The organism is Desulfosporosinus metallidurans (genome assembly GCF_001936615.1).
Classification (GTDB): Bacteria; Bacillota; Desulfitobacteriia; order Desulfitobacteriales; family Desulfitobacteriaceae; genus Desulfosporosinus; species Desulfosporosinus metallidurans.
Genome location: NZ_MLBF01000012.1, coordinates 76,290 through 102,408, shown reverse-complemented (window position 1 = coordinate 102,408; position 26,119 = coordinate 76,290). Strand labels below are relative to the sequence as shown.

Annotated in this window: 19 protein-coding genes and 2 pseudogenes; 10 read left to right on the top strand and 11 right to left on the bottom strand. The window is 44.3% G+C overall.

From position 1 onward, the window contains the following. Nucleotides 1-3: 3 nt before the first annotated feature. From DSOL_RS10260 to DSOL_RS10235, 6 genes are read right to left on the bottom strand one after another with little or no spacing between them, the layout of a single operon-like run. Nucleotides 4-555, bottom strand: a complete 552-nt coding sequence (locus tag DSOL_RS10260) for a putative manganese transporter (RefSeq protein WP_075364767.1) — start codon at nt 553-555, stop codon at nt 4-6. Continuing rightward, a complete protein-coding gene (locus DSOL_RS10255) occupies nt 540-1,484 on the bottom strand; it encodes a CobW family GTP-binding protein (RefSeq protein WP_075364766.1) in 945 nt (314 codons plus the stop codon). The genes DSOL_RS10260 and DSOL_RS10255 overlap by 16 nt, the downstream gene beginning before the upstream one ends. A gap of 22 nt (nt 1,485-1,506) precedes the next feature. Further along, nucleotides 1,507-3,228: an ASKHA domain-containing protein gene (locus DSOL_RS10250; protein ID WP_075364765.1), complete on the bottom strand. Its 1,722-nt coding sequence runs from the start codon at nt 3,226-3,228 to the stop codon at nt 1,507-1,509. A 1-nt stretch (nt 3,229) separates the two neighbouring features. After that, the gene (locus tag DSOL_RS10245; protein ID WP_083642444.1) at nt 3,230-4,231 is read right to left on the bottom strand and encodes a uroporphyrinogen decarboxylase family protein; all 1,002 of its coding nucleotides are present in this window, start codon (nt 4,229-4,231) and stop codon (nt 3,230-3,232) included. A gap of 2 nt (nt 4,232-4,233) precedes the next feature. Beyond that, nucleotides 4,234-5,289 (bottom strand): uroporphyrinogen decarboxylase family protein, encoded by a 1,056-nt coding sequence (locus DSOL_RS10240; protein ID WP_075364763.1) that lies wholly within the window; start codon nt 5,287-5,289, stop codon nt 4,234-4,236. Nucleotide 5,290: 1 nt separating this feature from the next. Continuing rightward, complete coding sequence (locus tag DSOL_RS10235) at nt 5,291-5,986, bottom strand: corrinoid protein (RefSeq protein WP_075364787.1); 696 nt, start codon at nt 5,984-5,986, stop codon at nt 5,291-5,293. Nucleotides 5,987-6,162: 176 nt separating this feature from the next. Between DSOL_RS10235 and DSOL_RS29995 the strand changes: the two are divergent. The 3 genes and pseudogenes from DSOL_RS29995 to DSOL_RS10225 form a co-directional block, all read left to right on the top strand. Then, nucleotides 6,163-6,531: pseudogene (locus DSOL_RS29995) on the top strand (DUF1003 domain-containing protein); the annotation flags it as partial. A 12-nt stretch (nt 6,532-6,543) separates the two neighbouring features. Further along, nucleotides 6,544-6,657: pseudogene (locus DSOL_RS29990) on the top strand (MBL fold metallo-hydrolase); the annotation flags it as partial. A 389-nt stretch (nt 6,658-7,046) separates the two neighbouring features. Beyond that, nucleotides 7,047-8,618 (top strand): amidohydrolase, encoded by a 1,572-nt coding sequence (locus DSOL_RS10225; protein WP_075364762.1) that lies wholly within the window; start codon nt 7,047-7,049, stop codon nt 8,616-8,618. Nucleotides 8,619-8,791: 173 nt separating this feature from the next. Here the strand turns inward: DSOL_RS10225 and DSOL_RS10220 are convergent, their stop codons facing one another. From DSOL_RS10220 to DSOL_RS10205, 4 genes are all read right to left on the bottom strand, one after another. After that, the gene (locus DSOL_RS10220) at nt 8,792-9,607 is read right to left on the bottom strand and encodes an MBL fold metallo-hydrolase (protein ID WP_075364761.1); all 816 of its coding nucleotides are present in this window, start codon (nt 9,605-9,607) and stop codon (nt 8,792-8,794) included. A gap of 179 nt (nt 9,608-9,786) precedes the next feature. Continuing rightward, nucleotides 9,787-11,040 carry an NAD(P)/FAD-dependent oxidoreductase gene (locus tag DSOL_RS10215; RefSeq protein ID WP_075364760.1) on the bottom strand — a complete coding sequence of 418 codons (1,254 nt, stop codon included), beginning with the start codon at nt 11,038-11,040 and terminating at the stop codon, nt 9,787-9,789. 15 nt (nt 11,041-11,055) lie between these two features. After that, on the bottom strand, nt 11,056-12,963 hold the full coding sequence (gene cooS, locus DSOL_RS10210) for an anaerobic carbon-monoxide dehydrogenase catalytic subunit (protein WP_075364759.1): 1,908 nt from the start codon (nt 12,961-12,963) through the stop codon (nt 11,056-11,058). A gap of 1 nt (nt 12,964) precedes the next feature. Then, complete coding sequence (locus DSOL_RS10205) at nt 12,965-13,459, bottom strand: 4Fe-4S dicluster domain-containing protein (RefSeq protein WP_075364758.1); 495 nt, start codon at nt 13,457-13,459, stop codon at nt 12,965-12,967. Nucleotides 13,460-13,734: 275 nt separating this feature from the next. Here DSOL_RS10205 and acs point away from each other — a divergent pair, with 275 nt between their 5' ends. Both acs and DSOL_RS10195 read left to right on the top strand, forming a co-directional pair. Then, nucleotides 13,735-16,047 (top strand): acetate--CoA ligase, encoded by a 2,313-nt coding sequence (gene acs / locus DSOL_RS10200; RefSeq protein ID WP_075364757.1) that lies wholly within the window; start codon nt 13,735-13,737, stop codon nt 16,045-16,047. Nucleotides 16,048-16,367: 320 nt separating this feature from the next. Next, nucleotides 16,368-16,853, top strand: coding sequence for a flavodoxin family protein (locus DSOL_RS10195; RefSeq protein WP_075364756.1), 486 nt, complete (start codon nt 16,368-16,370; stop codon nt 16,851-16,853). A gap of 134 nt (nt 16,854-16,987) precedes the next feature. Here the strand turns inward: DSOL_RS10195 and DSOL_RS28805 are convergent, their stop codons facing one another. Beyond that, the gene (locus tag DSOL_RS28805) at nt 16,988-17,158 is read right to left on the bottom strand and encodes a hypothetical protein (protein WP_235838766.1); all 171 of its coding nucleotides are present in this window, start codon (nt 17,156-17,158) and stop codon (nt 16,988-16,990) included. 434 nt (nt 17,159-17,592) lie between these two features. On the opposite strand from DSOL_RS28805, the gene DSOL_RS10185 reads away from it, so the two are divergent. From DSOL_RS10185 to DSOL_RS10165, 5 genes are all read left to right on the top strand, one after another. Next, nucleotides 17,593-18,639, top strand: coding sequence for a hypothetical protein (locus DSOL_RS10185; RefSeq protein WP_075364755.1), 1,047 nt, complete (start codon nt 17,593-17,595; stop codon nt 18,637-18,639). A gap of 21 nt (nt 18,640-18,660) precedes the next feature. After that, nucleotides 18,661-20,271, top strand: a complete 1,611-nt coding sequence (locus tag DSOL_RS10180; protein WP_075364754.1) for a hypothetical protein — start codon at nt 18,661-18,663, stop codon at nt 20,269-20,271. Next, entirely contained in the window at nt 20,268-20,969 is a 702-nt protein-coding gene (locus DSOL_RS10175; protein ID WP_075364753.1) for a DUF6063 family protein, read from the top strand. Before DSOL_RS10180 ends, DSOL_RS10175 begins: the two co-directional genes overlap by 4 nt. After that, nucleotides 20,962-25,371: a coiled-coil domain-containing protein gene (locus tag DSOL_RS10170; RefSeq protein WP_075364752.1), complete on the top strand. Its 4,410-nt coding sequence runs from the start codon at nt 20,962-20,964 to the stop codon at nt 25,369-25,371. The genes DSOL_RS10175 and DSOL_RS10170 overlap by 8 nt, the downstream gene beginning before the upstream one ends. A 180-nt stretch (nt 25,372-25,551) precedes the next feature. After that, complete coding sequence (locus DSOL_RS10165) at nt 25,552-26,043, top strand: EamA family transporter (RefSeq protein ID WP_083642438.1); 492 nt, start codon at nt 25,552-25,554, stop codon at nt 26,041-26,043. The last annotated feature ends 76 nt before the right edge of the window (nt 26,044-26,119 follow it).

The window sequence follows — 26,119 nt, the reverse complement described above, 5'->3', positions numbered from 1 at the left end:
TTCCTATTCACCAAACCGATCCGCCCCGATCCCGATAATCAGAACAGTAACGTACAAGAAGAGAGTAAGCTTCAACGTATGAACCAGGCTATTAACCAGAATATTTTTATGTTTACCACATTTGGGACAATCACAGTCAATACCGCACCCTTTGAGGCGGTTGCGCTTCTCTTTGATCGCCAAGTTTATTAGCCAGCCCGCACCTATCCCAATCAAGACCTTGATCCCGATAATCTCCAACATCAGAGGCAACTTATCAGGATGGGCTCCGACGACAATCAGGGCTTCATCCGAACCAGCCAGGAAAACGGCCATGAGCATACCTAAGGAGATATACCCATTGTCATAAAGCTTAGCTAAAGCAACTGATATGCCGCACTGGGGGATTGTTCCCAGTAGAGCTCCGCCAACAACATCAAGCTTGGCTAGACGACTGAAAAAATGCGTTCCTTTGTTGACCTTACCGGTAATCCAATTCGTCAAAAGAATGACCAAGAATAAAACGGGAACAATCTTGATGACATCCTGGAAGCTGCCTATCAGAATTTCAGCCAACTAAACACCCCCCCGCTTTTAACCTTAAACAATTCCTTAATTTCTTTTTCCCGGAGGCTTTTCCCGATCAGACACAGCTTGCCACTGGCCTTAAAGTGACTTTTCGATACTGTAAACAGACCGTTTGTATAACTGAAATCCCAGTAACCCTGAGGACTTTTGAGGAAACCTTTGCCTCTCAAGACCTGCCCATATCGGGGCTGGTTGAGATGAGCAAGAATTTGCTCCAGTTCCTCTTGGCTGTAAGCCCGGGAAGGTTTAATTGCTAAGGCTTCAAATTCATTTTCACTGCAAGGCTTATAGTCGGTATGAAGAATATCACTCAGATCCATGTACCCTTGACCATCAAGGAGGTTTTCGAATTCGCTTGACCCCAGAGAATCCCAGGGTTTGCTGATAATCTCACCATCTTGGTTAAATTCCCTGAGGGACGTAATGATCCTACTTATGGTTTCACTGTCGATGTGCTGGCTTTTACTTAAGGTTAGGACAGAGGCATTCGTTATCTGGTCTTCGAAAAATTCCCCAAAGACTTCGCACTGCTGCAGGTAATTAACGCCGTCGACAACCGTCACTAGGGAGTTAATCTGGAGAAGGGAAGCGAAATCAGGTTTGCGCAGGATATCGATGATTTCACTTAGGATACTGATGCCGGTAGGCTCAATGATGATCCTTTGAGGGTGGAATTCTTTGATAATCCGGACCAGCATCTGGACGAAATCCTTCTGCATAATACAACAGATACACCCACTAGAGATTTCGAAAACTTCAAAGCCTTCCCGCTCAATCAGTTCTCCATCGATGCCGATGTCCCCAAATTCGTTTTCAATCAGGACAACCTTTTCCTTTTGGTGAATTTGAAGAAGTTTCTTGACCAGAGTAGTCTTACCAGAACCCAGGAATCCTGAGATAACATCTACTTTAATCATTGTTACACCCCTCGATCCTCGATTAAAAGCCCAACGCTTTAACAAAGTAGTCCTGAAAGCAGGAATTTGTGGAAAGCTCCAGAACCTCTATCCGTTCCTTCAATTCCTTGATCTGGGCCACCACACCCTTATTGATCAGGGCCAATCGGGCTCCTTCAATCGAGGAATTACCGACAAAGGTTATCTTCCCATGAAAACCTTTGGGCAGGAGGCCGATATCCCTAATACTATCTGGATTAATATGATACCCGAAGGCCCCAGCAATGACCGCTTCCTCTATGGCTTCGAGAGGAATGCCTGCTTCTTCGAGGAGCAGGGTTACCCCTGCGGCAATAGCCCCCTTGGCCAACTGAATCTGGCGAATATCCGTCTGGGAAATATAAATTTCTTCTGTCAGATAAAACTTCTTATCCCTCACCCTAGCTTTTATACGGGGGTCAAGGTTAGGGTTAAAGCGCCCGCTGGCAAGGACTAAGTTTCGTTTTACCATAGCCGCAGTGATATCAATAAGGCCGCTACCGCAGATTCCCTTAGGGGATGTAGCGCCGATGGTTGTAAAATGTAGATCAAAATTATCATCGATTAAAAAGGTGTCTATGGCTCCTTCTTCGGCACGGCAACCGCAGGAAATGTTCATTCCTTCCAAGGCCGGGCCGGCTGCAGTAGAGGTAGCAATGAGCCTACCTCCGAGATTAGCCACGATTTCACCGTTGGTTCCAATATCTAAAAAGACAGCGGGGTAGCCCTTTTTATCAAACGCTGTGGCCACGACACCAGCAAGGATATCAGCCCCAACATACCCTGAGGCTGAAGGCAAAAGAGTAATCCTTCCTTCCGGGCAAATCAGGATACCGGCCTCCCTGGCTTTCAGGTCAACCTGTTCAAGAAAAACCGGACGGTAAGGGGACTTGGCTATAGACCCAGAATAAACACCCAGAACAAAGTGGAGCATGGTCGTGTTTCCTGCTATAACTACCTGGTAAACACGCTCCGCTCTTCCGAAGGTGCCCGTAAGGTCTATCACCAGTTGATTTATTTTCCTAAGGATAGCCTCACGAAGTTGGTCTGGTCCTTGAGGATTTTCCAGACAATAACTTATTCTGGACAAAACGTCTCCCCCGAACTCTGTCTGGGGGTTTAGGCAGGACTCTTTGTTGAGGATTTCCCCATTGGCTAGGTCTAGAAGATAAGCGGAAATGCCGGTGGTACCTATGTCTATAGCCACTCCTAGGATTTCACCTGGCTCAGACTCAAGGTCAATAAGACAGTTGTCTAGTAAAACACCGTATATTTGGAGCGTTTTGGCCTGCTCTAGTCTACCCGCCTTCTGATAAATGTCCACCGAGCTAGAGTTATAAGAGAGTCTTTCAAGGTAGGCTTGAGCTGTTTTTTCGGGAGCCGGTAAGAAAACCTGCTTCACCGAGCTGTCGACCTCTACCGCTATCGTATAGCCTTGGTTAATCGTCTTGAGCTGGTTGACTTTTGGAGAAAGCTCGATCCAAACTTCACCCCTTACCCGAGCCAGACAGGCCAAACGGATGCCCGGGGTATTAATGAAGCCGTTTTCCGATTCTTCTGGGGGGTAAAGGTCACCCCAGGCCTTGACACGACATTTGCCACAAAGTCCTATTCCATTGCAGGGAGTCTCCAAGGTCAGACCCGCTGCGCGAATACATTCCGCAAGCCGATCCCCTTCGTTAACTTCTATAGAAATATCTTCAATAGTGAAATGCACCATACCCATGTTAATTATAAGACCCTTCTTTCACGTAATCTGTCATGGCTTTGAGGTTGCTTATAGGGGTAGCCATACTTAGACCGCAAGCGGGAGCAACGATATCCACCTTGGAATGAAGAGCATTGCGAGTTATGGACACAATCTTCTCTTTTTCTCCGGTGTGCAGAAGTTGGGTATTCACATTACCCATAAGTCCTGTTTTAAGCACCTCTCGAGCGAATTTCATATTGACGATCGAATCGAAGCTCACAGCATTAGCTTTTACTTCGTTGAGAGACTCGACGATATTGTGAGCATTGCCGCATATGTGGAGGATGACGGGGATTCCTTCCTTGTGAAGAGTTTTAATGATATTCTGATAGAAAGGAACCGCGAACTTTTGGAAATTGCGAGGCCCTAGAATTTCTCCTGTAGCCGTGGGATCCGATATGGAGATAACGTCAGCTCCGGCCTTGACCATCTCTAAAGCATATCTGACGAGATAGTCATTAATGAAGGCCATAAAACGGGCAGCTCGTTCGGGTTCCCGCCTCAGCATCTTAAATATTTCCAGAGGGTCAACAACCGAGGTCGCAGTACTGATATGGCCTGAAACATTGCCAATAACCGGAACCCGGCTGTTTCTGAGTTCACGGATCGCTTCTAAAACGATCCCCATTCTGCCAGCGGTAACGTCAACCTGGTAGTTATCCATGATGGCTTCTAAGGGCTCATCATTATACCGAGTGACTCTGGGTTCGATAAGGTTATCTCCTAGGTTAACACTGGCCCCTAAGGCTTCAACTTCAGCAGTTAGGCAAAATGGTACTCCATAATTTTCAAAGCCGATGAGCTCATTAATTTTTCGAGCAGCACTTACCATGGCTCCAGTATCGGAGTGATGGCCGCCCCCCACTAGATCGGATATCTTTGTAACGCAGGCACTCATCATGCCACCCGGGCAAATAACGGGAGGCCGGTCAACCCGGTCTCCCTTCAATACACTTAATAAGCGTTCTTTCTCATCCAAGATTATTCACCTACTTTATATTCGTAAAGGCCGTGGCTCCGGACCACATCAAGCATAGCCTGAATATGCTCGAAAGGTACTTTATTACCAGTTTCGCACCCAGTGGAGAGAATAAAAGCAGGGGTATAGCCTTTCATCGTGTCAAGGGCCTCTATACAGACTTTATGAATTTCTTCCACGGGCCCGAAAAGAAGTTCGTTGGCAGGATCAATGTTGCCGAGAATGAGTGCTCTTCCAGCAACCTTTTCCCGAGCGATAGCGAGATCACATTTGTCCAAACTGATCACATCAGCTCCGGTATCTGTCATCTTGCCCACGATTTTGTGAGTTTTACCGCAGATATGCAGGGGAATGAGTGCTTTGAGTTCGTGGGCTAGGTCCACAAGTTCTTTAATATAGGGGGAGGCAATTTTGTCAAACATCTTAGGGCTAAAAAGACTGCCGGAAGCAATGGGTTCCAGGATAATAGGCATAGCGCCATAACTGGCTATTTCCCGAATAAAGTTTTTGCAGCTATCGGTAGCCATTCTCAAGAGGGTATGGCAAAGTTCTGGATCGGTATAAGTATCGCGCGCAAAAGCTTCAACTCCTCGTAGGGTGGCAGCTGTAGAAACAGGTCCAGAAAAACAAACGGAGATGAAAACCTGGTCGCCCACTTCTTTGTTCAGGATCTCCAGTGCTTCGTAGTAAACAGGAAATTGTCCGTCATTCTTTTCAGCAACTTTAAGTTTGCTTAAGTCTTCCCTAGAGTTAATTGTGGGAACTTCACAATTAGCGGGTTCATTCTCAGAATAATCCAGTTCGGCCCCCATAGCTTCAGCCACGTAGGAACAGTTCGTGAAGAGATAAATCAAATCATAACCAAATTTCTTGAACCCCGCAATATGTGCTTCGGCCATGACCTTACCGTTAAGTTGAAATTCCTTCACGGTTTTGCCGATAAGTTGAGCGGTATTCGTGGTTACAATGGGCATACAGATCATTCTGTCGAGGGGCTTTCCAGTTAGAAGAGCCATCATTCTTTCTTTTGGGGTTAAAATGTCTTCCCTTACTAACATATTAGGCCCTCCCCATGAGTTCTTTGGCTTTTCTCACCGCTGAGCTGGCATCATTGGCGTAAAGATCGGCACCAATTTTATCGCAGAACGTCTGGGAAATAGGACCACCGCCGATGAGAACTTTGTATTTGTCCCGGATATTTCTTTCTTTCAAGCGATCGATTACGGTTTTCATTCCGTCCATAGTAGTGGTCATCAGCGTAGACATGCAAATCATATCACTTTCTACTTCTTCAGCTTTTTCGATAAATTGGTCGAGGGGTACATCACGTCCAAGATCGTAGACTTCGAAACCGGAGGCACCCGCTAAAATCCGAACCAGGTTTTTACCAATGTCATGGGTATCCCCTTCGACGACCCCGATGACGATCTTGATCGGCTTTTCTAGGGAGCTTTTATCTAGATGTGGATTCACTACATCGAGACCAGCATTGAATGCATCAGAACACATCAGTACTTCAGGAAGGAAATATTCCTCTTCCTCATAGAGTCTGCTGACCTCTTTCATGCCAGTTATTAAACCCTCTGTAATAGTTTCATAAGCGGGGATGTTTTGTTGCAGAGTTTCCTCAGCAAGCTCTGCGACCTTTTCAACTTCAAACTCTACTAGTGCGTGAGAGATTTCCTGAAACAATGTTTCTTTTTCCACGATGTTCCCTCCAATAAAATAGATTATCAATTGGTTATATATTAACATAAGTAGAATAGTATAGTATACTGAATAATTTTGGTTGACGCTCGATTCGTTACCAGAGTGTATAGTGCCTGTTGATTTCAAAGAAATAACGTTATAATGTTTACCCTTAGAAAGAAAGGTGAGCCAAAGCTCAGATATGAGCTCAAAGCATTGGGGGCAGAACGAGGTTAAAAAACATGACAGGGGTGGTAATGATGGGAAATGATCTCGAAAATGAAATCCTAACCGATAGTCGACCTTATATAAAAGATTACACTAAACGTATTCAACGTATTGTTAACGAATATGAGAATAGCATTTCACAACATTTAAATGAGGACTATATCAGGCATACCAAATGGTCAGATCGTTTAGCTGACCGGATGGCAGGTTTTGGTGGGAGTTGGAGGTTTATAATTATATTTTTCGTTTTTTTAGTTGCATGGATGACGTGGAATACCATCTCTGGCACTCAACATTTTGATCCACAACCATTTATACTGTTAAACTTAGTGCTATCCTTTATTGCTGCGTTCCAGGCACCCGTCATTATGATGAGTCAAAATAGACAAGAGGCCGATTTATTACTCGTATCGCACGCTCATACAGACCATTTCGATTATCCAACGTTACGGAAGTTGCAATCACGCAATATCCTTGTCGTTACCGCCAAAAATACCCTTCCCTTGTGGAGCTTACAACCTATACAAAGAGACCATGGAAGAACCCATTATCCGTTTCCGTCAAGCGGCATCAGGTCAAATAGAAAAGGTAGCTATCCAAGAAACAGGAGTTTCTAGGATACTACTAAGTTAATGTTGAGAATTAAACCCCTAAAGAAGGAACTGGATGGAGTAGGACAATGCACCAAGAGAGTTTTCTATACAGAAAGAATCCCTAAAACGTCAATTGCTACTGCGTCTAGGGATTTTTGCATTTGTTTATCACTTTTTGGACTGTGCAGGAGATTACAGGGTATCCGTCAAATTAATGGTAATAGATATTGACGTAATTAGAATAACCGAAACATGTACCTGGTACTCGTGAGATGATCTGACAAGTTCCGAAAAGGGGTGAGAAGATGAGAATCTATGAAAACGGGGAATTTATTTCTTGTGAGGACGAGAATAGGATCTTTCATGTCTTGATTGAGGACCACGGTAAGATCGTTCATATTGGGGACAGAATATCGGATGAGTATGCTGGCATTAAGGAGCGAGTAGATTTGGGCGGAAAATGCGTTGTGCCGGCTTTTGCGGACACCCATCTTCATTTTGCTTCGTTTGCCTTGTTCCAGTCTACTGTAGATGTCCGTACTGCTCGCGACTTTAACGAAATGGGTGACATCATTAACGGGTACAGAACCAGCTATCCTCAGGAAAAGCTCATTTTGGGGTTTGGCTGCTCTGCTCACACTGTCAAAGAGAAGCGGCTACCAGAGCGTGCTGATTTGGATAAAATCTCAAATATTCCCCTCCTGCTGGTTAAGTACGATGGACATGCGGCGGTTGCGAACACCGCTTTACAAGCCAAGTTTCCTGAGTCAATTCAAAGAAGCCTAGGATTTAACCGTGAAACAGGGTGGCTTTATCATCAAGCATTTTATGATGGTGTTAATTACATAACGGGGTCTGTCTCACCATTCAAGGTACTTAAAAATCTAATCAACGGTGCAGACTATTTAGCCAGACGGGGTATAGGTTTGGTTCATACTGTTGAAGGGGTCGGATTCCCTCGGGATATTGACGTGGATATGATGCGTGTGGCGGCCCACGGTTTACCCCTGAATTTCCGCATTTATTTTCAGACCATGGACGTCGATAAGGTTCTAAGACGAAAAATGCCGCGCATCGGCGGCTGTTTTGCTACGGCCCTTGATGGTTGTTTCGGTTCAGAGGATGCTGCCCTTTCTCAACCTTATAGCAATAATAGTAATAACAAAGGGGTACTTGTCTACACTCAGCAAACAGTCAATGACTTCGTCAAAAGGGCAAATCGCCAAGAACTTCAGGTTTCGATGCACGCGATTGGTGATGCTGCTGTCGAACAAGCCATCGTGGCTTATGAAGAGGTCCTGAAAGATCATCCTAGGACTGACCATCGGCATATCATCATTCATGCGGATCTGATCCCTCCGTCTCTACTGGAGAGGGCTGCCAAACTTGGACTGCACTTCGCCGTCCAATCCCCATTCCTTTACTGGGAGCAGGAGCCCATTAGCTATCTGGAGCAAATCCTCGGAAAACGGATGAATGACCTAATCCCTCTCAAAAGCATGCTTGAGTATGGCGTAACAATAGCCAGCAGCTCCGATGCCCCTTGTACACTGCCCAATCCAATGCATGGAATATTTGCTGCTTGCCGGCATCCGAACTCTGAACAACGAATATCGGTGCTGGATGCCTTGCGGATGCATACCAATTGGCCGGCACGTCTATCGTTTGACGAAGCAACCAGAGGTACCTTGACGGAGGGGAAAATGGCTGATCTTGTGGTGCTCGATAAGAATCCGCTAACGGTACCGCCCGAAAAATTAACAGAGATTCAAGTTGTAGATCTCTACATCGAGGGACGAAAATACGAAGGTCCCCCGGCCAATTCTCTGGGACTTCTAATGGAAGCAGCCAAGAACAAGTTTATCCTTGGTAAGTAATCTGCTTAAATTAACATTACCTTGGGGATAATCAAAGGAAGAAATCGCATTCTCTAGCCAGAGCCTTGCCACGCTGGCCCAGAATCTTCAGGAAGCTGTTCGCAAGTTTAGTGTTTAAGAGAAGCAAGAACGAAGCAAGGGAAATTTAATCCCTTGCTTCGTTCAGAGTTCTATTATTCAGTGGGAAGGGATGACAAAAACGATCGAATCAGATTAAGCTTCGATATGTCTCCTCCTGTCAATTGAGCGAATGCATTTTCTTCGCCTAGTAATTTATCTCGAATAACTGTCGTATCATACCCTTGTTCTACCATCTGAACAATCTGTTGGTAAAGACCTTGCCACCAGCTTAATTTGTCGTTTACACGCTGTTTGGCATTATCAAACACTCGCCCAGAGCAGCAAAATATTGTATCAAACTCATAATCAAGCAGTTTGGTAAGGGAGACCATACTCAAGTGAACATCTTCATCACTGCGCATCAGTTTAACCTTTTCTCCCAGAAACATATCACCAGTAAAAAGCCAACCGTTTTTCTCCTCCAGCAAGGAAATATGATCGGGAGAATGACCGGGTGTATGAATTACCTTGAATCTATAGTTGTTGCCTTCAATACTGTCTCCTAAGGGGCTGCTGATGGACGATGGAGGAGTGCCCCATACCAATTTTTGATAGTCTAATAGCCTAGGAATCCACTGCGACGGATCATTAATGAGTGGTACAGCAAGCTCATGCGCAAAAATAGGGATTCCTTTTTCCTGAAAATATAAATTATTGCCTATGTGATCCTCATGGTGATGGGTGTTAACAACTTTTTCAACCTGAATATCTTGAAAAATGCTCCGCGCTTCCTTCATGACCGTTTTAGGACCAGTATCAATTAATAGGCCATCCACATAATATACTGCCATGCTATACAGAACGTTTCCGTTAATTTCTTTTCCCATGAGAAACTGACTCACTTCTCCATAATTACTTTGAATAATCATGTTTCGTATCCTCCTTTTTACCAATTCAATCCTCAACGATGTCCAAAACGGCATTCGGTTATTAGTCTAACTTTGACAGATCAGAGAAACGAAACTATACGATAAATATTAAGATTCAACGTCACATTGGCATAATCGATCACGGCGGCCTGCAATTCACGTACAAGGCCGCCACTTTTCTACTTCATCAGTCCTACCGCTAGGGTTCCGCTTTTACCCAACGTCAAATTCTTTTGGGCTTGGGTTAGGGGGCGACCTGTTTTAATTAAGCCCGTCAATACACCGCATTGAGATGTGTCACCAAGCAGGACAAATCCCTTTAAAATGTCCCCCTGCCAAATCAGTTTACGATAGTTGGGCTTATCTCCCACCATTTTCAGGGTTTCTTCTTGGTCCCAATCTCCCGGATCATTGTTGTCTTGGAGTTTCGTGATTCCAACGGACATGGCCGAGAGCCCAAAAAAATCCACAGAGTTTAAGCCAAGGGATCCTGGATAAACCTCTTGTCTTCCGCACATATTTGCTCCGGCAATTCTGCCTTGGGTCGTAGCATTCGGCCAAGTGGCATTCACAGTGAATTTCTGGCGAACAAGGTCCCAAGTTTCTGCAATATCCCCGGCCGCGTAAATATTGGGAAGGTTAGTGGCTAACGAAGAATCTACCTGAAGGCCCTGCCCAATATTGAAACCGAAATTTCTTAATTTACCGATGTTTGGACGAACTCCCTTGCCAACAATCACTAATTCAGTGGCAAGTTCTGTTTTTGGTGCGATCAGCACGCCCTGAACATGGTCTTCTCCGGTGATAGTTATAGCCTCAGTCTGTAAACGAAATTTAAGTCCATTGACTCTCAAGTGCTCTTGAATCATGCCAGCAGCCTTTAGATCAAGCATTTGGGAGAGGATCTGTCCGGAGGAGACCACAACTGTGACCTCAAGTCCACGTTTTCTCAAGGCATAAGCGCTCTTTAAACTGACCAAACCTCCTCCGATGACGACGGCCTTTTGCGCTCCTTGCTCCAAGACCTTATTAATGGCTAAAGCATCCTCTATCGTGCGTAGAGTAAAAACTTCCGGAAGAGTTCCACCTGGAATGGTGAGTTTATTCGCTGAAGACCCCATGGCGAGCAAAAGTTTGCTATAGCGCCACTCCCACCCATCAGCACTTCGAACAACTTGACGCGTGGGATCGATCCCGTTCACCTTGACTCCGTAAACAATCTTTAGATTCAGTCGTTTGGCGAAATCAGTGTTACGCAAGTAAAGGTGGGAAGCAGGAATATCTCCTGCTAAGAAATAAGTGGTAAGGCAACGAGAATAACTAGGTTCTTGTTCTGCCGTGAGGACAATGAGTTCTGACTGTGTGTCGTGCCTTCGGATCTCTTCAACCGCAAACAATCCTGCTGCGCTATTGCCAACAACGATATAAGTCATAATTTCTTCCTTCCCTTAATTAGGAAGTCCGAGTTTTTTTCGTTTTGCTCGGATATCCTCAAGAAGTCCTTGGGCTGCTTTCAAGGGATCGGTTTCGACATAGAATTTTCCCCCGATCACATCAGTAAGGCCATTGGTAAGCAACTCTGTCACCGCTTTGCTCCCTAGCACGGGTGGAACAACTCCAAGGTGAGTGGTAAGCCCCATGGTCACAGCCCAAGTTCCGATACTCAGGGCTTTTTCATGCTGGAGTTCTGGAGCACTCGCCGCTACCGGCAATAAGGAGGTATCCACATTGAGATAGGCAGCAATCGCTGTGACCAGATCTCCAATCCTTGAATTATCCACACAGCTTCCCATATGCAGTACTGGTGGAAGTGGAGCACCGAGGCCTGCCGCCTGGCCAATAGCGCACAAGACTGCTTTCAAACCCTCTCCAGCATAAGTCTCAGTTCCTTCGGAATTCATAAGACCGGCCTTTGCCAGTGCATGAGCGGAACATCCCGTAGCGACGACTAATACATTATTTTTTACAAGCTCTTTCACCAATTCCACATGCATGAAATCCTGAGTCACTTTGACATTGTTGCACCCCACCGTTGCCACGACTCCTAAAATGTTACCATTGACAATATTATCAACTAGAGGCTTCAGAGGTTGGTCAGGGTCCACTGCTGATAGAGCCCCAATAATGGCTTCCACACTGAATCCCGCCATAATCTTACGTTTGTAATTGGGAATTTTAATCTTCTTGCTGTCCCTTCGTCCGTAAGAAGTGATGGCCTTGCGCACAATTTCCTGAGCCGTTTCATCCGCGCTTTCTAAAGTAAAGGGAACATGGGTAGCTCCAGGCAATTTGACGATCGGCATAGTTGTGACGATTTCAGTATGATAACAAGAAGCCACTTGAGTTAGAGAAGGCATAATACATTGTACGTCTACGATCATAGTGTCAACGGCTCCAGTAACAATGGCGATTTCTTGAGCCAAGAAGTTAGTAACCAACGGGATCCCTTTGCGCATTAAAACTTCATTACCTGTACAGCAAATCCCGGAAACTAAGATTCCTTTTGCTCCGGCTAGGATTGCCTCCTCTTGGAGTTTGCCAGCCCAATAGACGATTTTTTCCGATAGTAAGGGGACATGCCCATGTACGATGAGATTAACGTAGTCTTCCTTGAGAACCCCTAAATTAGCTTCTGTCACAACTGGTGTAGGTGTCCCAAAAAGGATATCTTGCATGTCTGTTGCCAGTTTTAGACCGGAATAGCCGTCCACTAGCCCTTGTTTAGCGGTAGCTAGGACAAGATTCACGGGATCAGCATCCATACCCATGGTTGTCTGATGCATTGCTTCACGGATTTCTCGATCAGGATTGCGAGGAAGAATTCCCAGACTCTTCCAAACGGCAATTCTCTCTTTGGGTGCATTGGCCATCAACCATTGCACAGGCTTATTTCCATGGTTAGCCAGATCAGCATAAGCAACTTCGACAACTTCCAAGGCTAGTTCTGCTTTGCTTTTGCCAGAGATCTCCAAGCCGAACCCGCGGGCGATCTGTTGCAATTTGGTTTCGTCAGTGATGGTGTAATTAATTTCTCCATTAGCTGCCAACTCTAAAGCTTCAACAGCCTCATAGGCATGGTCAACATGGGCCGCAGCTCCGCCGGCCACTTGCCTGAGTAAATTGCGAGCAACTATTGTATCCGCATTTGCTCCGCAAATTCCTTTTTTCGGCCCGGTACCAAAGGGATCAATCCGACAAGGACCTTGAACACAATGTCGGCAACAGACTCCTAAACTTCCAAAACCACATTGGGGTTGTTGTGCTTCATGACGATCCCAAACCGTTTCTGCCCCATCTAAAGCCGCTTTAGGTAATAATTCTAAGACGGCAGGATCAATTGATTTTTGAGATTTCATATTAGTTGACTCCCTTCATTTGGTCTAGGAAGGTTTGCCGGCCACTGTGGGCAAACTCTCGAACCTCAACAAATTCCAAAGCCTTCGTCGGACAGGCTGAGATACAAGCCGGATCATAATCTAAGGCCTGACAACGGTCACACTTGGCGACTCTATGAGTAGCAGGAATTTCCGCGATGACTCCAAACGGGCAGACCATCACGCACATCATGCATCCAACACACGTTTGCTCATCGACTTGAATTAGCCCAGTTTTCAAGTCATACTGCATAGCTCCACTCATACAGGCATGAACACAAGGAGCATCTAAACATTGCCGACATTGCAATGGAAAATTAAGCCCCCCATTGGACTCAACAAAGATCCGTTTTTGTGGCGCTTTAGGTTCTGCAATCGCCTCGAACAAGGTCTTGCTAGTCGAGTGGGCAACCGCGCAAGCCAGCTCACAGCTCTTACACCCTAGGCAATGTTCGCTTCTGACTAGAATCTGTCTCACATTTATCCCTCCTTAATACTTGACCTAGCATTTAATAGTAATAATATTTTACCAAACTATTCCGATTTTTAATGTCGTTTTATGGTGGGGTATTTGGAAAGAAGGGGAGAAAAGAAGGGGACAGGTACGTTGTTTCCAGTATCTGAAACAACGTACCTGTCCCCTTGTTTCCCTTAGCAACTGGGACAACTATCCAAAATTGTAAATAAAATATTCTTAACATTCTGATACAAATGGTGTATTATATAACAAATAATTGATAGGAGATGTGATATATGAAAGAGAAACACCGTGAGGGATTAATGGAGGAAAAACGGTTGTTTTTCCCTCCTACAGGGTTTAGTTCAAAAGCCGTAATGCGAAACCCTGAAATTCACGAACTAGGGCGAGATCGGACGAAGTTTTGGGACGAACAGGGAAAACGGTTGGACTGGTTTAAACCGTGGGACACCGTTTTAGAATGGAGTCATCCTTTTGCAAAGTGGTATGTCGGCGGAACATTAAATGCAGCTTATAATTGCTTAGATCGACATTTAGAGGGGGCGCGTCGAAATAAAGCGGCCCTTATATTTGAAGGAGAACTGGGAGATCGTAGAGTCTTAACCTATCAGGATCTTTATCGTGAGGTATCCCAGTTTGCGAATGTGCTTAAATCTTTTGGGGTAGAAAAGGGAGACCGCGTGACAATCTATATGCCTATGATACCAGAGGCAGTGATCGCGATGCTCGCTTGTGCTAGGATTGGAGCTCCTCATTGTGTCGTATTTGGTGGGTTTAGTGCGGAAGCTTTAAGGGACAGAGTCCTAGACGCTCAGGCAAAAGTTGTTGTCACATCAGATGGTAGTTTTCGTCGTGGAAATATTATCCCATTGAAAGAAAGTGTGGATCAAGCACTGAAAAATGTAACGTGTGTTAAAAAAGTTATCGTTGTTCAACGGACGGGTCAGCCTGTGGACATGCAAGAAGAACGGGATATGTGGTATCACGAGGTCATCAAGAATGTCTCAATCGTCTGCCCAGCTGAACCAATGGATGCGGATGATATGCTTTTTATTCTTTACACGAGCGGAACAACGGGAAAACCCAAAGGAGTGGTTCATACTGTCGGTGGTTATATGGTTGGGGTTTCAACAACGCACGAATGGGTATTTGACGTCAAGGAAGAAGATGTATATTGGTGTACTGCGGATGTTGGCTGGATAACAGGACATAGTTATTTGGTGTATGGACCATTATCGAATGGTGCAACAGTTTTCATGTATGAAGGAGCTCCGGATTATCCGGAAAAGGATCGGTATTGGGAAATCATCGAGAGATATAAGGTGACAATTTTATATACTGCACCAACCGCGATCCGCACGTTTATGAAATGGGGGGAAAGCTATCCTTTAGGCAGGGATCTTTCAAGTTTACGGCTATTGGGTTCGGTTGGTGAACCGATTAACCCAGAAGCTTGGATGTGGTATTACAAATATATTGGGGGAGAGCGCTGCCCCATAGTAGATACCTGGTGGCAAACGGAAACGGGAATGATTATGATGACACCCGTTCCAGGGATTACTCCACTAAAGCCAGGATCGTGCACGATTCCGTTCCCAGGTGTCCATATAGAAATAGTGGATCATATGGGCACACCAGTACCGAAAGGTGAGGGTGGGTATTTAGTGGTTCGCGAGCCCTGGCCTGCGATGCTTAAAACGGTGTATGGTGATGACAAACGCTATGAGGACACGTATTGGAGCCAGTTTACTGGTGTGTATTTTACTGGAGACGAAGCGAAATGGGATGAAGATGGTTATTTCTGGGTGATTGGACGTGTGGATGATGTCATCAATGTCTCGGGGCATCGGATTGGGACGGCGGAAGTAGAAGGTGCTTTGGTTGATCATCCATCGGTTGCTGAAGCGGCCTGCGTGGGTAGAACTCACGAAGTAAAGGGCCAAGCGGTATTTGCCTTCGTTAGTTTAAAAGAAGGAATAGTAATCGGCGATGAGCTAATTGATGAACTAAAAGCACATGTTGTACTAAAAATCGGTTCACTTGCACGACCGGATGACATTTTTTTGACGGCTGAATTACCTAAGACTCGAAGCGGAAAGATTATGAGGCGTCTTCTTAAGGACATCGCCGAGGGTCGGGCAATGGGGGATACCAGCACCCTTGCCGATGTTGCGGTCATAAATTTTCTGAAGAAGAATATTGACGCCCAGAAAATCCTAGCAGCTCGGAATGCCTCAATAAAATTGGGGAGGAATAAGATTTCAATTCCTGACACTGCCACGTTTAATCGTTGTAAGGATGAGTCCTATGAAGGGTACAGTTATACAGTGTGGTTCTCTACACCTGCTAAGGATGGATCCCGTCATCCAGTTACCAATTTTTATTGCTTTAAGTGGATAGAAAGACTGAACTTGGTGGCAGAAGTTGCCTTGGCTATCTCAAATATAATGATAAACAATAATAATGCTGTCGAAGCAATATTCGGAAGCGGGACACCAGATTTTAGCCATGCGCTGATCAATGAGGGTAATATTAAGGATGACTTAGCAGAGGAAGGACAAATCTGTTTTTGTGGTTCAGCGGGCTAGGAAAGCGGTGGAATTTCCGGGATTAACCGGGTGTGGGTTGTGCATTTGCTATCATTATTTGCCGGATGTTTGGGCGGGGCTGTCGTACACCGCGGTAGCGATTTGCCGGCCAGCAACTTCGTTTAACCTCACATTTTGAAAACCAGCATCGGCCAGCCAATCGGTATACTGCTCCAATGTCCAGGTGCCACCTTTATCAGATAGTTAAGCTATTGCCTATTTAGTACCTAAGTATCTCACGTTCCGCAGATTTTTCCGCCAGCTATTTTAACACTATTATGAATAGTGTTAAAATAGTGTATTGAAGGAGGAGAATTTTTATGAAAATTGCGATCGTTTATTACAGCAAGACTGGAAATACCAAAAAGGTAGCAGAACTCATTGCGCAAGGTGCGAACATAATTGAAAATGTCGAAGCGAAAAGCATGTCCATTGAAGAAGTTGATAATGAATTCTTAACGGAGGCCAAAGCAGTCATCTTTGGGTCCCCAACTATTACTGGCACTTTTTCATGGCAAATAAAGCAATGGTTGGATACGGCAAGGACTGTCAAGTTTGGAGGAAAACTAGGGGCCGTTTTTGCTACAGCAAATTATGTCGGTGGTGGTGGAGAGGTGGCAGAGTTAGCATTAATTGCAGAGTTGTTGGTAAAAGGGATGTTGGTCTATTCGTCAGGCGTTGCTGAGGGACAGCCTTTTATTCACTTTGGTCCTGTGTGCATTCAAGAGGGGGACGAAGGCCAGAAAGAAAGGGCAAGAATATTTGGAGAAAGGATAGCTAAAAAGACAGTTGAACTGTTCAACTAAACAGTCTATTCTTGTTGAATTCAAAATCCCACGGACTTGAAAATCCGTGGGATTTTAATTCAGATTATTTAGCTTAGCCCTTACCAAAATGAATCATTAATTAGAAGCTTTTCAAAGTTATTTGAATTTCAATTTCAATTTTGAAACAACGAACCTGTCCCCCTGTTTCTCCCCATCGTAAATATCACGGCCTTGTGATCCTTGGCTGCTTGGACAACAGCCTCTGTCGTATCATATTCTACAATATTAGTTATACCATGTTCCTTGAGAATATCGATACTGTTATCTCCTTTTTTCGCGGCCACCGTAAATCCCTTTAAAGAATTGACATCGGTAATCCCGGAAATATTCTTCTGAAAAAAATGGGGACATCAATAGTCGCGTAGGGCTTTGAAAAATCAAAGATCTTGGCTCTGTCAGCATTATAGGAGATTGTCTATTTCATTAGTATTCTTTGCAATTTCAAGAAATCCTGCAATCTTTTTTTGAAATGCTTGCGAGCTATCAGTTATTGTCGTTCCGCGTAGGTTTCAGTAGTTACCTTAGCGGAACGCTGAATTCTGTGTAAAAAATAGAGGGCAGTGGCTACGCTTCAATGGCAAAAAGGCATCGCGAAACGACTGAGACTAACGAGCTTAGTTGTTGTCAATGATATGTGAAAAAGGTATATTTAGGTGAGTATTATACAAGATTTGCAAATGATAGGGCTACTGTAAGATGAGATATAGAGGAGATTAGTATGGAACGGCTCAAAAAAGTATTCAAAAACGTCAACAAAACGATTTCTGATGAGGAACTACAACAGATTTTCCAGGAATCAGACTATGATCTCTTTCACGCCGAAGTTGAAAGGCTGGTGGAGAGCGGAGTTCTTAGTCCGGTGAAGTCTTCTAAAACGAATGGACGCTTGCCGCCCCTCTTTAATAAATATCGAATCATCAAACCGCAAGAAGATAATACCGCTTACCTTGAGTCGGTTCGTCGTCTCAATCCGATGTTAAACATTTCCGGCTATTTACAAAGACCAGAATTATATAAAAAACACTTGGAGATCGTGGAAGGGATTAGCAGGTATTTGTGGTATACTCAAGATTTATTAAAAAGGCCTATGTCACGCAAGGAACGGTCATTTTCGGTATGGGGCAGGGAAAAGTTGTTGGATGTGCATATGGCCTTAGTCAAGGAAGTGCTTACGTTTAATCGTTTAGACGAGAAGTTCCTTAATTATTATGATACTCCCGAGCCATTTTTCGAATATCGTCATAAGCGTTGCGATCCTATGACGGTCTTAGTGATCGAGAATAAAGACACTTGGTTTACGTTCAGAAAGCTCATGCAAGAGACGGGCAAAAATAGCATAGCAGGCACTGCCGTCAATGTGCTCCTATATGGTGAAGGGAATAAGATCACGAAGCGAGGGGCCTTGGAAGACTACAGTGCCACTATGTTGGGTGGACAAGAAGGCCAGGGAGGACGAGCAGCCTGCTTTCTCTACTTTGGCGATCTCGACTGGGAAGGAATCCGTCTGTTTTTTCGAACCAGAGAAGCCAACCCGTCACTTGAGCTAAAACCCTTCTCCTCTTTGTATCGTCTCATGCTAGAACTGGCTGAAACGGTCAAATTGCCAAAGTCACTCGATCAAAGAGGAGTTATTGGTCCACTTCCCGAATTTCTTTCGTTATTGGGATTGCCTAATGAGGAGAGCCTCAGAGCCTTGTTGGCAGAGGGTAAGTATATACCCCAAGAGATTGTCAATTATCAAGTGGCAGCAAAAATTCTAAAGTAAAAGAAACGAGGGTTAGATGGAGTGGGTATTACAAAACTTGAGTTTCTAGAAGGCTTTGAACAGAGGATGCAACTTGTCGCGGCCATTGACTCCATTATCAATCGTCTCAATCGAAAAATGGAGTTTGAGAGATTGTTTGGGCCTGGGCAGTTAGATAACATTATCCTTTCTATCCTAGTGTTCATCATGGAAAGGACGTTAACCGAGGACGAAGATTGTACGATGGATAGCATTGCCAACTTTGTTGCTCAGATCATTCCTGAATATTCTCTAAACCTGAGCTCGGAAGTCATTCGCAAGCTGACAGAATACATCATCAAGGACATTCTGCAAAATGGGGGCGAGGCCAGATACTACCCGGTTATGAAGTACGGGCAGGGAATGGAACAACTTCGGATCCGACTGATTGATGACAAGCTCATCGATGATCAGCGTGGCTATGTCTTGAATTATCAGCTGACAGATCAGGGGTATGATTTACTCTTTAGAACGAAAGAAGTCGAACAGGAAATCAGCTTTACTATAGAAGAACTAAAATTGCGAGAACTGATTAAGCGCAAAAACTACAAAAAAGCGATCGGGCAAAGTGCGAACCTTGTGCAGATGATTCGGCAAAAGAAGAACGATATAAGGCAGTTTGTTCAGAAGGTTCGAGAAAACATCTACGATGTCAACATTGAAGAATTTGAACGCTTGGTATCCAGTACTTACACCTTACTAGAAGAAGAATACGGCATGATGAATGAGATTCGCGTTATGATCGTGCTTTCAGAAGAACGCCTAAAAGAAGAGGAAGACACCAGGGGAGCTTTAGACGAACAGATGACAAAAGCACGCTCAGAGATTGCCGTCATCCGACGAAATATCAATCTAACCATTAGCGAACAGAAAGAACTGATTCTTGAACGTCTCAGTTTGTCGAGAATCTATAAGGAAACGATTGCGGATTCCTTTGCTCTTTCTAGGGCTCGCTATTATGACCTCGAACAGATGATCTTAAAACCCTTAGAAAAGTGTGAAGAAAACAATATTTCCTCACTCTGGCAATTATTGAACCCCTTATTCAAGCCAAATCCGGACCGCACCCTCAACTTATTAACTTTATTTGATCGACAAGCAAGGCTTAAACAGGAAGAAGAGGTCACTCAGAGTATTGTTGTGGAGGAGCTGAGTGAAGACACGGAACTGCGCAGAATTAGCAAAATAAATGACAGTAATATCGAGTTTATCCGGAGCATTTTAGAGTTTGCCGATCGCAAAAGAGAGTCCTTCAGGTTTGGCGAATTATTTCATGATCTGGAAAGTAACGAAAACGTATTTCAAGAATTAACTGCTGATGATTTGATTTTTAAGACCATGCTTAAGCTTTATGATCTTCAGGTTATCGATATCAATAAATGGAAAACGCAGCAGGAAGATGTCGTGGCTAATGCCACCGGAGAACTTGATGTCAGCTATTGTTTGTATCGCCTTGAATATACGCAGCCGGATTTATTTGGGATCAAAAAACTTGAGATCAGTAAACCGGACGAACAATTATTTGAACAGGAAATTGAAACCCATATTGGGGAAGAGATGTTTAGCAGGCGCATCGCTATCAGCGATTTTAGGATTGAGGTGAGCTTTGGGTGAGCGATATTAAAACGGCGCTTAAAATCTATCGAAAATTGCTGGAAAAGGGACAGCTGGATCGAGAAACTGAGGGAGATCTCTTCCTGGAATTTCGTAATGTGGAGGTCAGGGCAATTCTGGCGGAATTTGAGGAAGAACTCGATTTTAAGACCATCGAAGTGGCGGGGAGTCTCTATCTGCTCCCGAACAGTGGGAACGGAGTTCTTGGCTTTACGACGAAGGACATACGGGAAGGGGTTGCAACGGACGCCAAACTCGTGGATGCCTACCTGCTTAGTTATATCTCTATGTTCATTTTGTACTTGTTTTATGGTGGACGGAATCGGAATCCAAAGCAACGAGAATTCCTAAGAATCAGCAAGTTAATTGAGGAACTGGACAGGCGCTTTAGTATGGCTTTAGCGGATAGTGAGCAGGCCAAGGTGCTGGAGGAAAAATATGCCCTGAATTTTACGAGGATTGCAGAGCTATGGGAAAGCAAACAGGATTTCGAGGAAAGAGGCCGTAAAACAAAAACAGGCACGATTTTGAACACTTGTCGACTGTTAGAACGGGAAAACCTGCTAAGACTTGTGGATGACGATCGTGAACTACGTCCCACCAGGAAACTGGATGATTTAATGCTGAATTATTACCTAGATGATAGCCGAGTAGAAGAGATTAAAGAGTTTTTCGAAGGAGCTGTGCTGGATGCCTAGAATCAACCGAATTCGAATTATTAACTTTTCGTACAATAATGATTCGCGGCATATTCAGGATGAAACCTTTAATTTTCACGGTGGAGAAAACGCCCTGCTAAGTCTGGCGAATGGCGGGGGGAAAAGTGTCCTAGTTCAGCTGTTATTTCAACCCATCGTCCCGGAAATAAAAATCCAAGGACGTCGAATCAACGCTTTTTTTCGAAAGAAACGATTACCGGCCTATGTCCTCATCGAGTGGAAGTTGGACGGAGCCGGGGGTTATTTACTGACGGGTATCGGGATGGTGTCCGCAGAAGTTTCCGGGGTTGAGGATGAGAAAAACAGAGTAAAGTATTTCACCTTCACGTCAAACTATACCAGCGCGAACACCTTTGATCTGACCAATATTGAGCTGGTCAAAAAAAACGGTAATCTTCTAGAAATCAAGCCCTTTAAAGAAGCTAGGGAGATGATGGCCGATAAGGAGAAGAGAGATCCTTATCTTTTTAGCTGCTTTTACGATGATGATGGGGACAGCTACAGAAAACGCCTGGCTGAATTCGGGATCGCTCAAGATGAGTGGAGAAATATTATCGCCAAAATCAATGATCACGAAGGCGGTTTAGACGAGATTTTCCAAAAGTATAAAAACTCCAGCCAATTGTTAAACGAATGGATCATTAAGACGATCGAGAAAGTGATCTTCAAAGATCGTTCCGAAGCTCACCGACTGGAGGAAATGTTGGAAGGTTTAGTGCGGGAGGTCATTGAGAACGAACGGTTTATCTTAGAAAAACAAGTTCTCGACGAATTCTTGGGGGTCTACGGAGAGCAGGTGGAGGCTTTAGTCGAACTGCTCAACGGATTGGAAGAACAAAAACGCATTGGAAGTAAACTTGCTGCCTTAAACACTTATTTGAACTCTGAAACCATCGTGCTCCAAGAAAACCATGAGGAAAATAAGCTGGAAATTGAAACCCTTAAACAAGAACAGCAGCGAATCAACCTGGAGGATCGCTCCTATACGTATTGGTTAAGAAATGACGAACATGCTTTGGCTGCCTCAAGACTTGCCGAGGCCGAAAAAAATAGTCAAGAAAACGAAGATCAGCTTGAAGCAGCTAAACGATCCGGAAAAATAATGCAAGCTGCTGGATTAAGGGATGAAATAAGACAAAAAAGTGCCGATCTTTCCGGGATCAATGAAAAGCTGGACGCTTCTAGGTCACAATACGATACGGATGAGAGGATGCGTGATCTGGAGTATTCCCTCAAAAAATGCACTCAGGAAATCTTACAGACGCTTGAGTTAGATTTGTCGCGTCTAAGTGAAGAAAAAGCGGATCAGGGAAACTCACTGGATCAGGTCAAACGTGACTCCAATAATCTGGATCGAGACTTAAGAAGCTTTGAGGGCGAGAAAGGCAGTCTTCAACAACAGAAGAAACAGTTTGAGGTGGATGAACGGGGCGTCAAAACCAAGCTCAAACTCAACTTAAATAGGAATTTGCTCGGAGAATTGTCGGAGAAAGACATAGAGAAGTCAAGACAAGAGCTTGAGAAGAACCAGGATAACTTGCTCAAAGAGGGGCAAAAACTGGCTGAGGAAAAAATATCGATAGAACAAAAACAACGGGAGGCGGAACAAGAGCTCCAAGAGTTACAGGAAGCAAAGTCTAACGAAAAAAATGTCCTTAATGGCCTGGAGAGAGAGATTACCGAATACGAACAACAGGAACAGGAAATTCAAGGGATTCTCCAAAAATTCGGGTTTGACTTTGAACTCAGGTTTGACAGGGAACGTCTCCACACAACCTTTAGCCAACTGCTCAAAAACCTTGATCATCCTCTACAAGAAGCTGTGCGGATCCGTGACGATGCTACGGAGTCTCTTTTTTCGCTCAAAAACGGGAGACTGCATATCCCAGAGGAAATAGTCTCCTTACTGGCCAATAAGGATATTCAATATGACACCGGTGAATCGTATTTGCGCAACCAATCCCCAGAAATCCGGCAAACGATGCTTGCCGGAAATCCAGTCTTGCCCTATTCCCTGATTCTAGCAAGGGAGAATATTGAACTCCTGGCCCAAGCGATGGATAGCCTGACAATGCGGCGCATCATTCCCATTATAGCCTATGAAGACTTGGGAATAAGCTTGACTTCAATTACGGACAGATGGGTTCAGGCCGGTGAAGGGATTTCTCTGGTTTGTCTGTATGAGGGCAGGGTCTTTGACAATGATGGTCATGTAAGACTTGAAGAAGAACTGAAACAAATGCAAGCAGAAGCCATGGAACGGTATAAGCATTACTCGGAGGAACGCAATGAAGTAGTCGCTAAGCAAGCCATCTGTGGGCGTTTTATTTATAAGGCTGATCATCGATATCTCCTGGGGAAACGAAAAACTGCCAGTGAAAAGCAGCTCCAAACGATTTCGAATAGGATGCCCTTCCTGGAAACGGAGAAAGTAAGCCTGCGCTCGGCTCAGAGAGAACTTGAGCAAACGATCAAAGAAATGAAAGAGTCCCAGCAAAAAGCGCAGGCAGCGGTCGAGACGTTTGACGCTTGGATCGAACAAGAAAAGGACTACCAGAATTGCCGGAGAAGGCTGGCAGAAGTAAGTGAAGCTATCACAGGTGCTGAGGGGAGAAAGTCAGAACTAGCCACGAGCTTGGATAAGTTGCAGGAAGAGATCGGGAGATTATCGTCAGAAATAGAGCGGAAAGAAAGAGAGTCTAGAGATATCCAGAAAAAGTACACCACCTATCAGGATGCGCCGGAAGCCCAAATAGTCGAGGGTAATCTTGCAGACCTAGAGGAAAGACTGCAAGCCTTGAAGTCGACGTACAGTGGAGAAATCGAGCTACTGGAAAACCGCAAAAATGAATTGCAGTCGGAGTGCGCGAAAAAGGAAAAAGAGATTGTTAAACTAGGCCTGACGGAAAGCGAATATAGTGGAGTGGTATATGATGAAGGAACTGTAGAGGAGATTAATGCGGAAATCAACGTACTGGAACAGTTGAGTAAGAAGCGGCAACAGGAAACGATCCAAGCTGCCGGAATTGAGGGCGCTGCCAAGGAAGCATGTCGTATCGCGGCGGAGGAAGTGAAAAAACTGGGGGCGGAATTCCCTCTAAGTCAGGAAGATATCAAAGGAGATTTCCAAGGACGGCGTCATAAGCTATCAACCCAGCATACCAAATTGGTTCAGGAGATCGAGCTAATCTCCCGAAAGATCAACGACTATAACAAGTTGATAGATCAAATTAGCTCCTATATCAAGGGAGTGAACATTGAGCCAGAAAAAGGGTTCCTGCCGGAACAGGATGTTAAGACTCAAACCGATATGTTAGCTGAAGGCTACCGTGTGGTCGAAGCTAAGAACCGAACCCAGGCAGACACACTGAAAAACAGCTATACCGGACTTAAAACAAACTATCGGGAAAAGAATACGAACATCAGCAATATCTTTAAAGGGCTTGACCTGCTATGGGATAAGGTGGATATGGACTATGACGGATACTACTATCTTTATGAACGCATGAGCCTGCATAAAGACAAACTTAGGGAATTAATTAAACTCCACGAAAACCAATTATCCAATCTAGAGAGGAACAAAAAGGACATGATTCAGCAGAGTCTGCTCCATGGGATGAGGTTTTATGAAGAAATAGAATGGATATCGGATCATTCCAAGGTACGCCTACAAGGAAGAAGCAGACCCGTGCAAATGCTCAAGATTGAACTCTCCTTAGATTCTAGTGATGCCGCAGGTATGCGGATGAAGGAATATATCGAAGAGTGTATTTTTAAAGTGCGAGAGGAAACCAGACAGGAAAAAAGTGAGGACGACGTCAAAAAGGCAGTAGCCAAGCTGATGTACAGTCGCGAACTCTTGAATGTCTATTTGGGTAATTCAAATATTCCAGTTAAAGTCTTTAAGATTGATCTGAACATGCAAAATAGCAGTCTTAAGACCTGGGAGGACGCAGTACGAGAGAACTCAGGTGGAGAGAAGTTTGTCGTCTACTTCTCCGTACTATCAGCGTTAATGGCTTATACCCGATCTCGTACCCTAGAGGCTGCTGGGGCAGACGAAGAAAAGGATTCTAGTGTACTGGTGATGGATAATCCGTTTGGCCCAATATCCTCGGAACACCTACTCAATCCACTCTTTGAAATCGCCAAAAAACACCGTACACAGCTCATCTGCCTTTCCGATCTAAAACAGAACTCCATCATGAATTGTTTCAACTTAATCTACATGCTGAAAGTAAGGTCCAGTGCCATCGGAAGCAACGAGTATTTAAAATTAGAAGAACTAATTCGTGACGAAAACGCGATTCAGAACGATGAAAAACTGGAAAAAGCGATATTCAGGGTTTCCGAGAATAAGCAGATCAACTTATTTGAGTAAGGAAAAGAACATCACCTTTATGAAAGGGAAAGACACGGCCACCGCGGGGCAGACAGTTTTTCATCATCACCCACACCACTCTCAATGATATTTTGGTAGGGTTACTCCTTACCAGAATACATGACGAGAGTCTGGAGTGGGTGATTTTAGTTTCTTCTTCCATTATCTGAAACAACGTACCTGTCCCTCTGTTTTCCTCTAATTAATACTGGGGGTAGTAGTCCAAGTGGTTCGTATAATCATGTAGTCGGTATACTTTATGGTCTATTAGCAGCGGTTCTATATGCTAGTGTAATTCTAATGAACAAATTCATAAAAAACCTGTCTGGTTTTGAAACAACATTAGTTCAATTAATGGTATCGAGTTTGGTGCTTATACCCTATATTTTAATGATAGACCCTATGAATTTCTCAGGTGTAAACTCACATTCAATAATCTACATTCTTATCCTGGGTATTTTTCACACGGGAATTGCTTATTTCCTATATTTCACGGCAATCAAGGAACTAGAGGGACAAATCATAGCTGTTTTAAGCTATATTGACCCAATTTCGGCAGTAATAATCGCAGCAGTAGTCTTGGGAGAAAGCATGATTTTTATTCAAATTATTGGAGGTATCCTAATATTAGGTTCAACTTTTTTAAGTGAGAGACTGGAAACAAAAAGATAAATGTCAGACCTGTTCCCGCTTCGTGAAACTCGCTCAGCATAATTGATGGTTGCGAAAATTAAACCTAATACGTAAT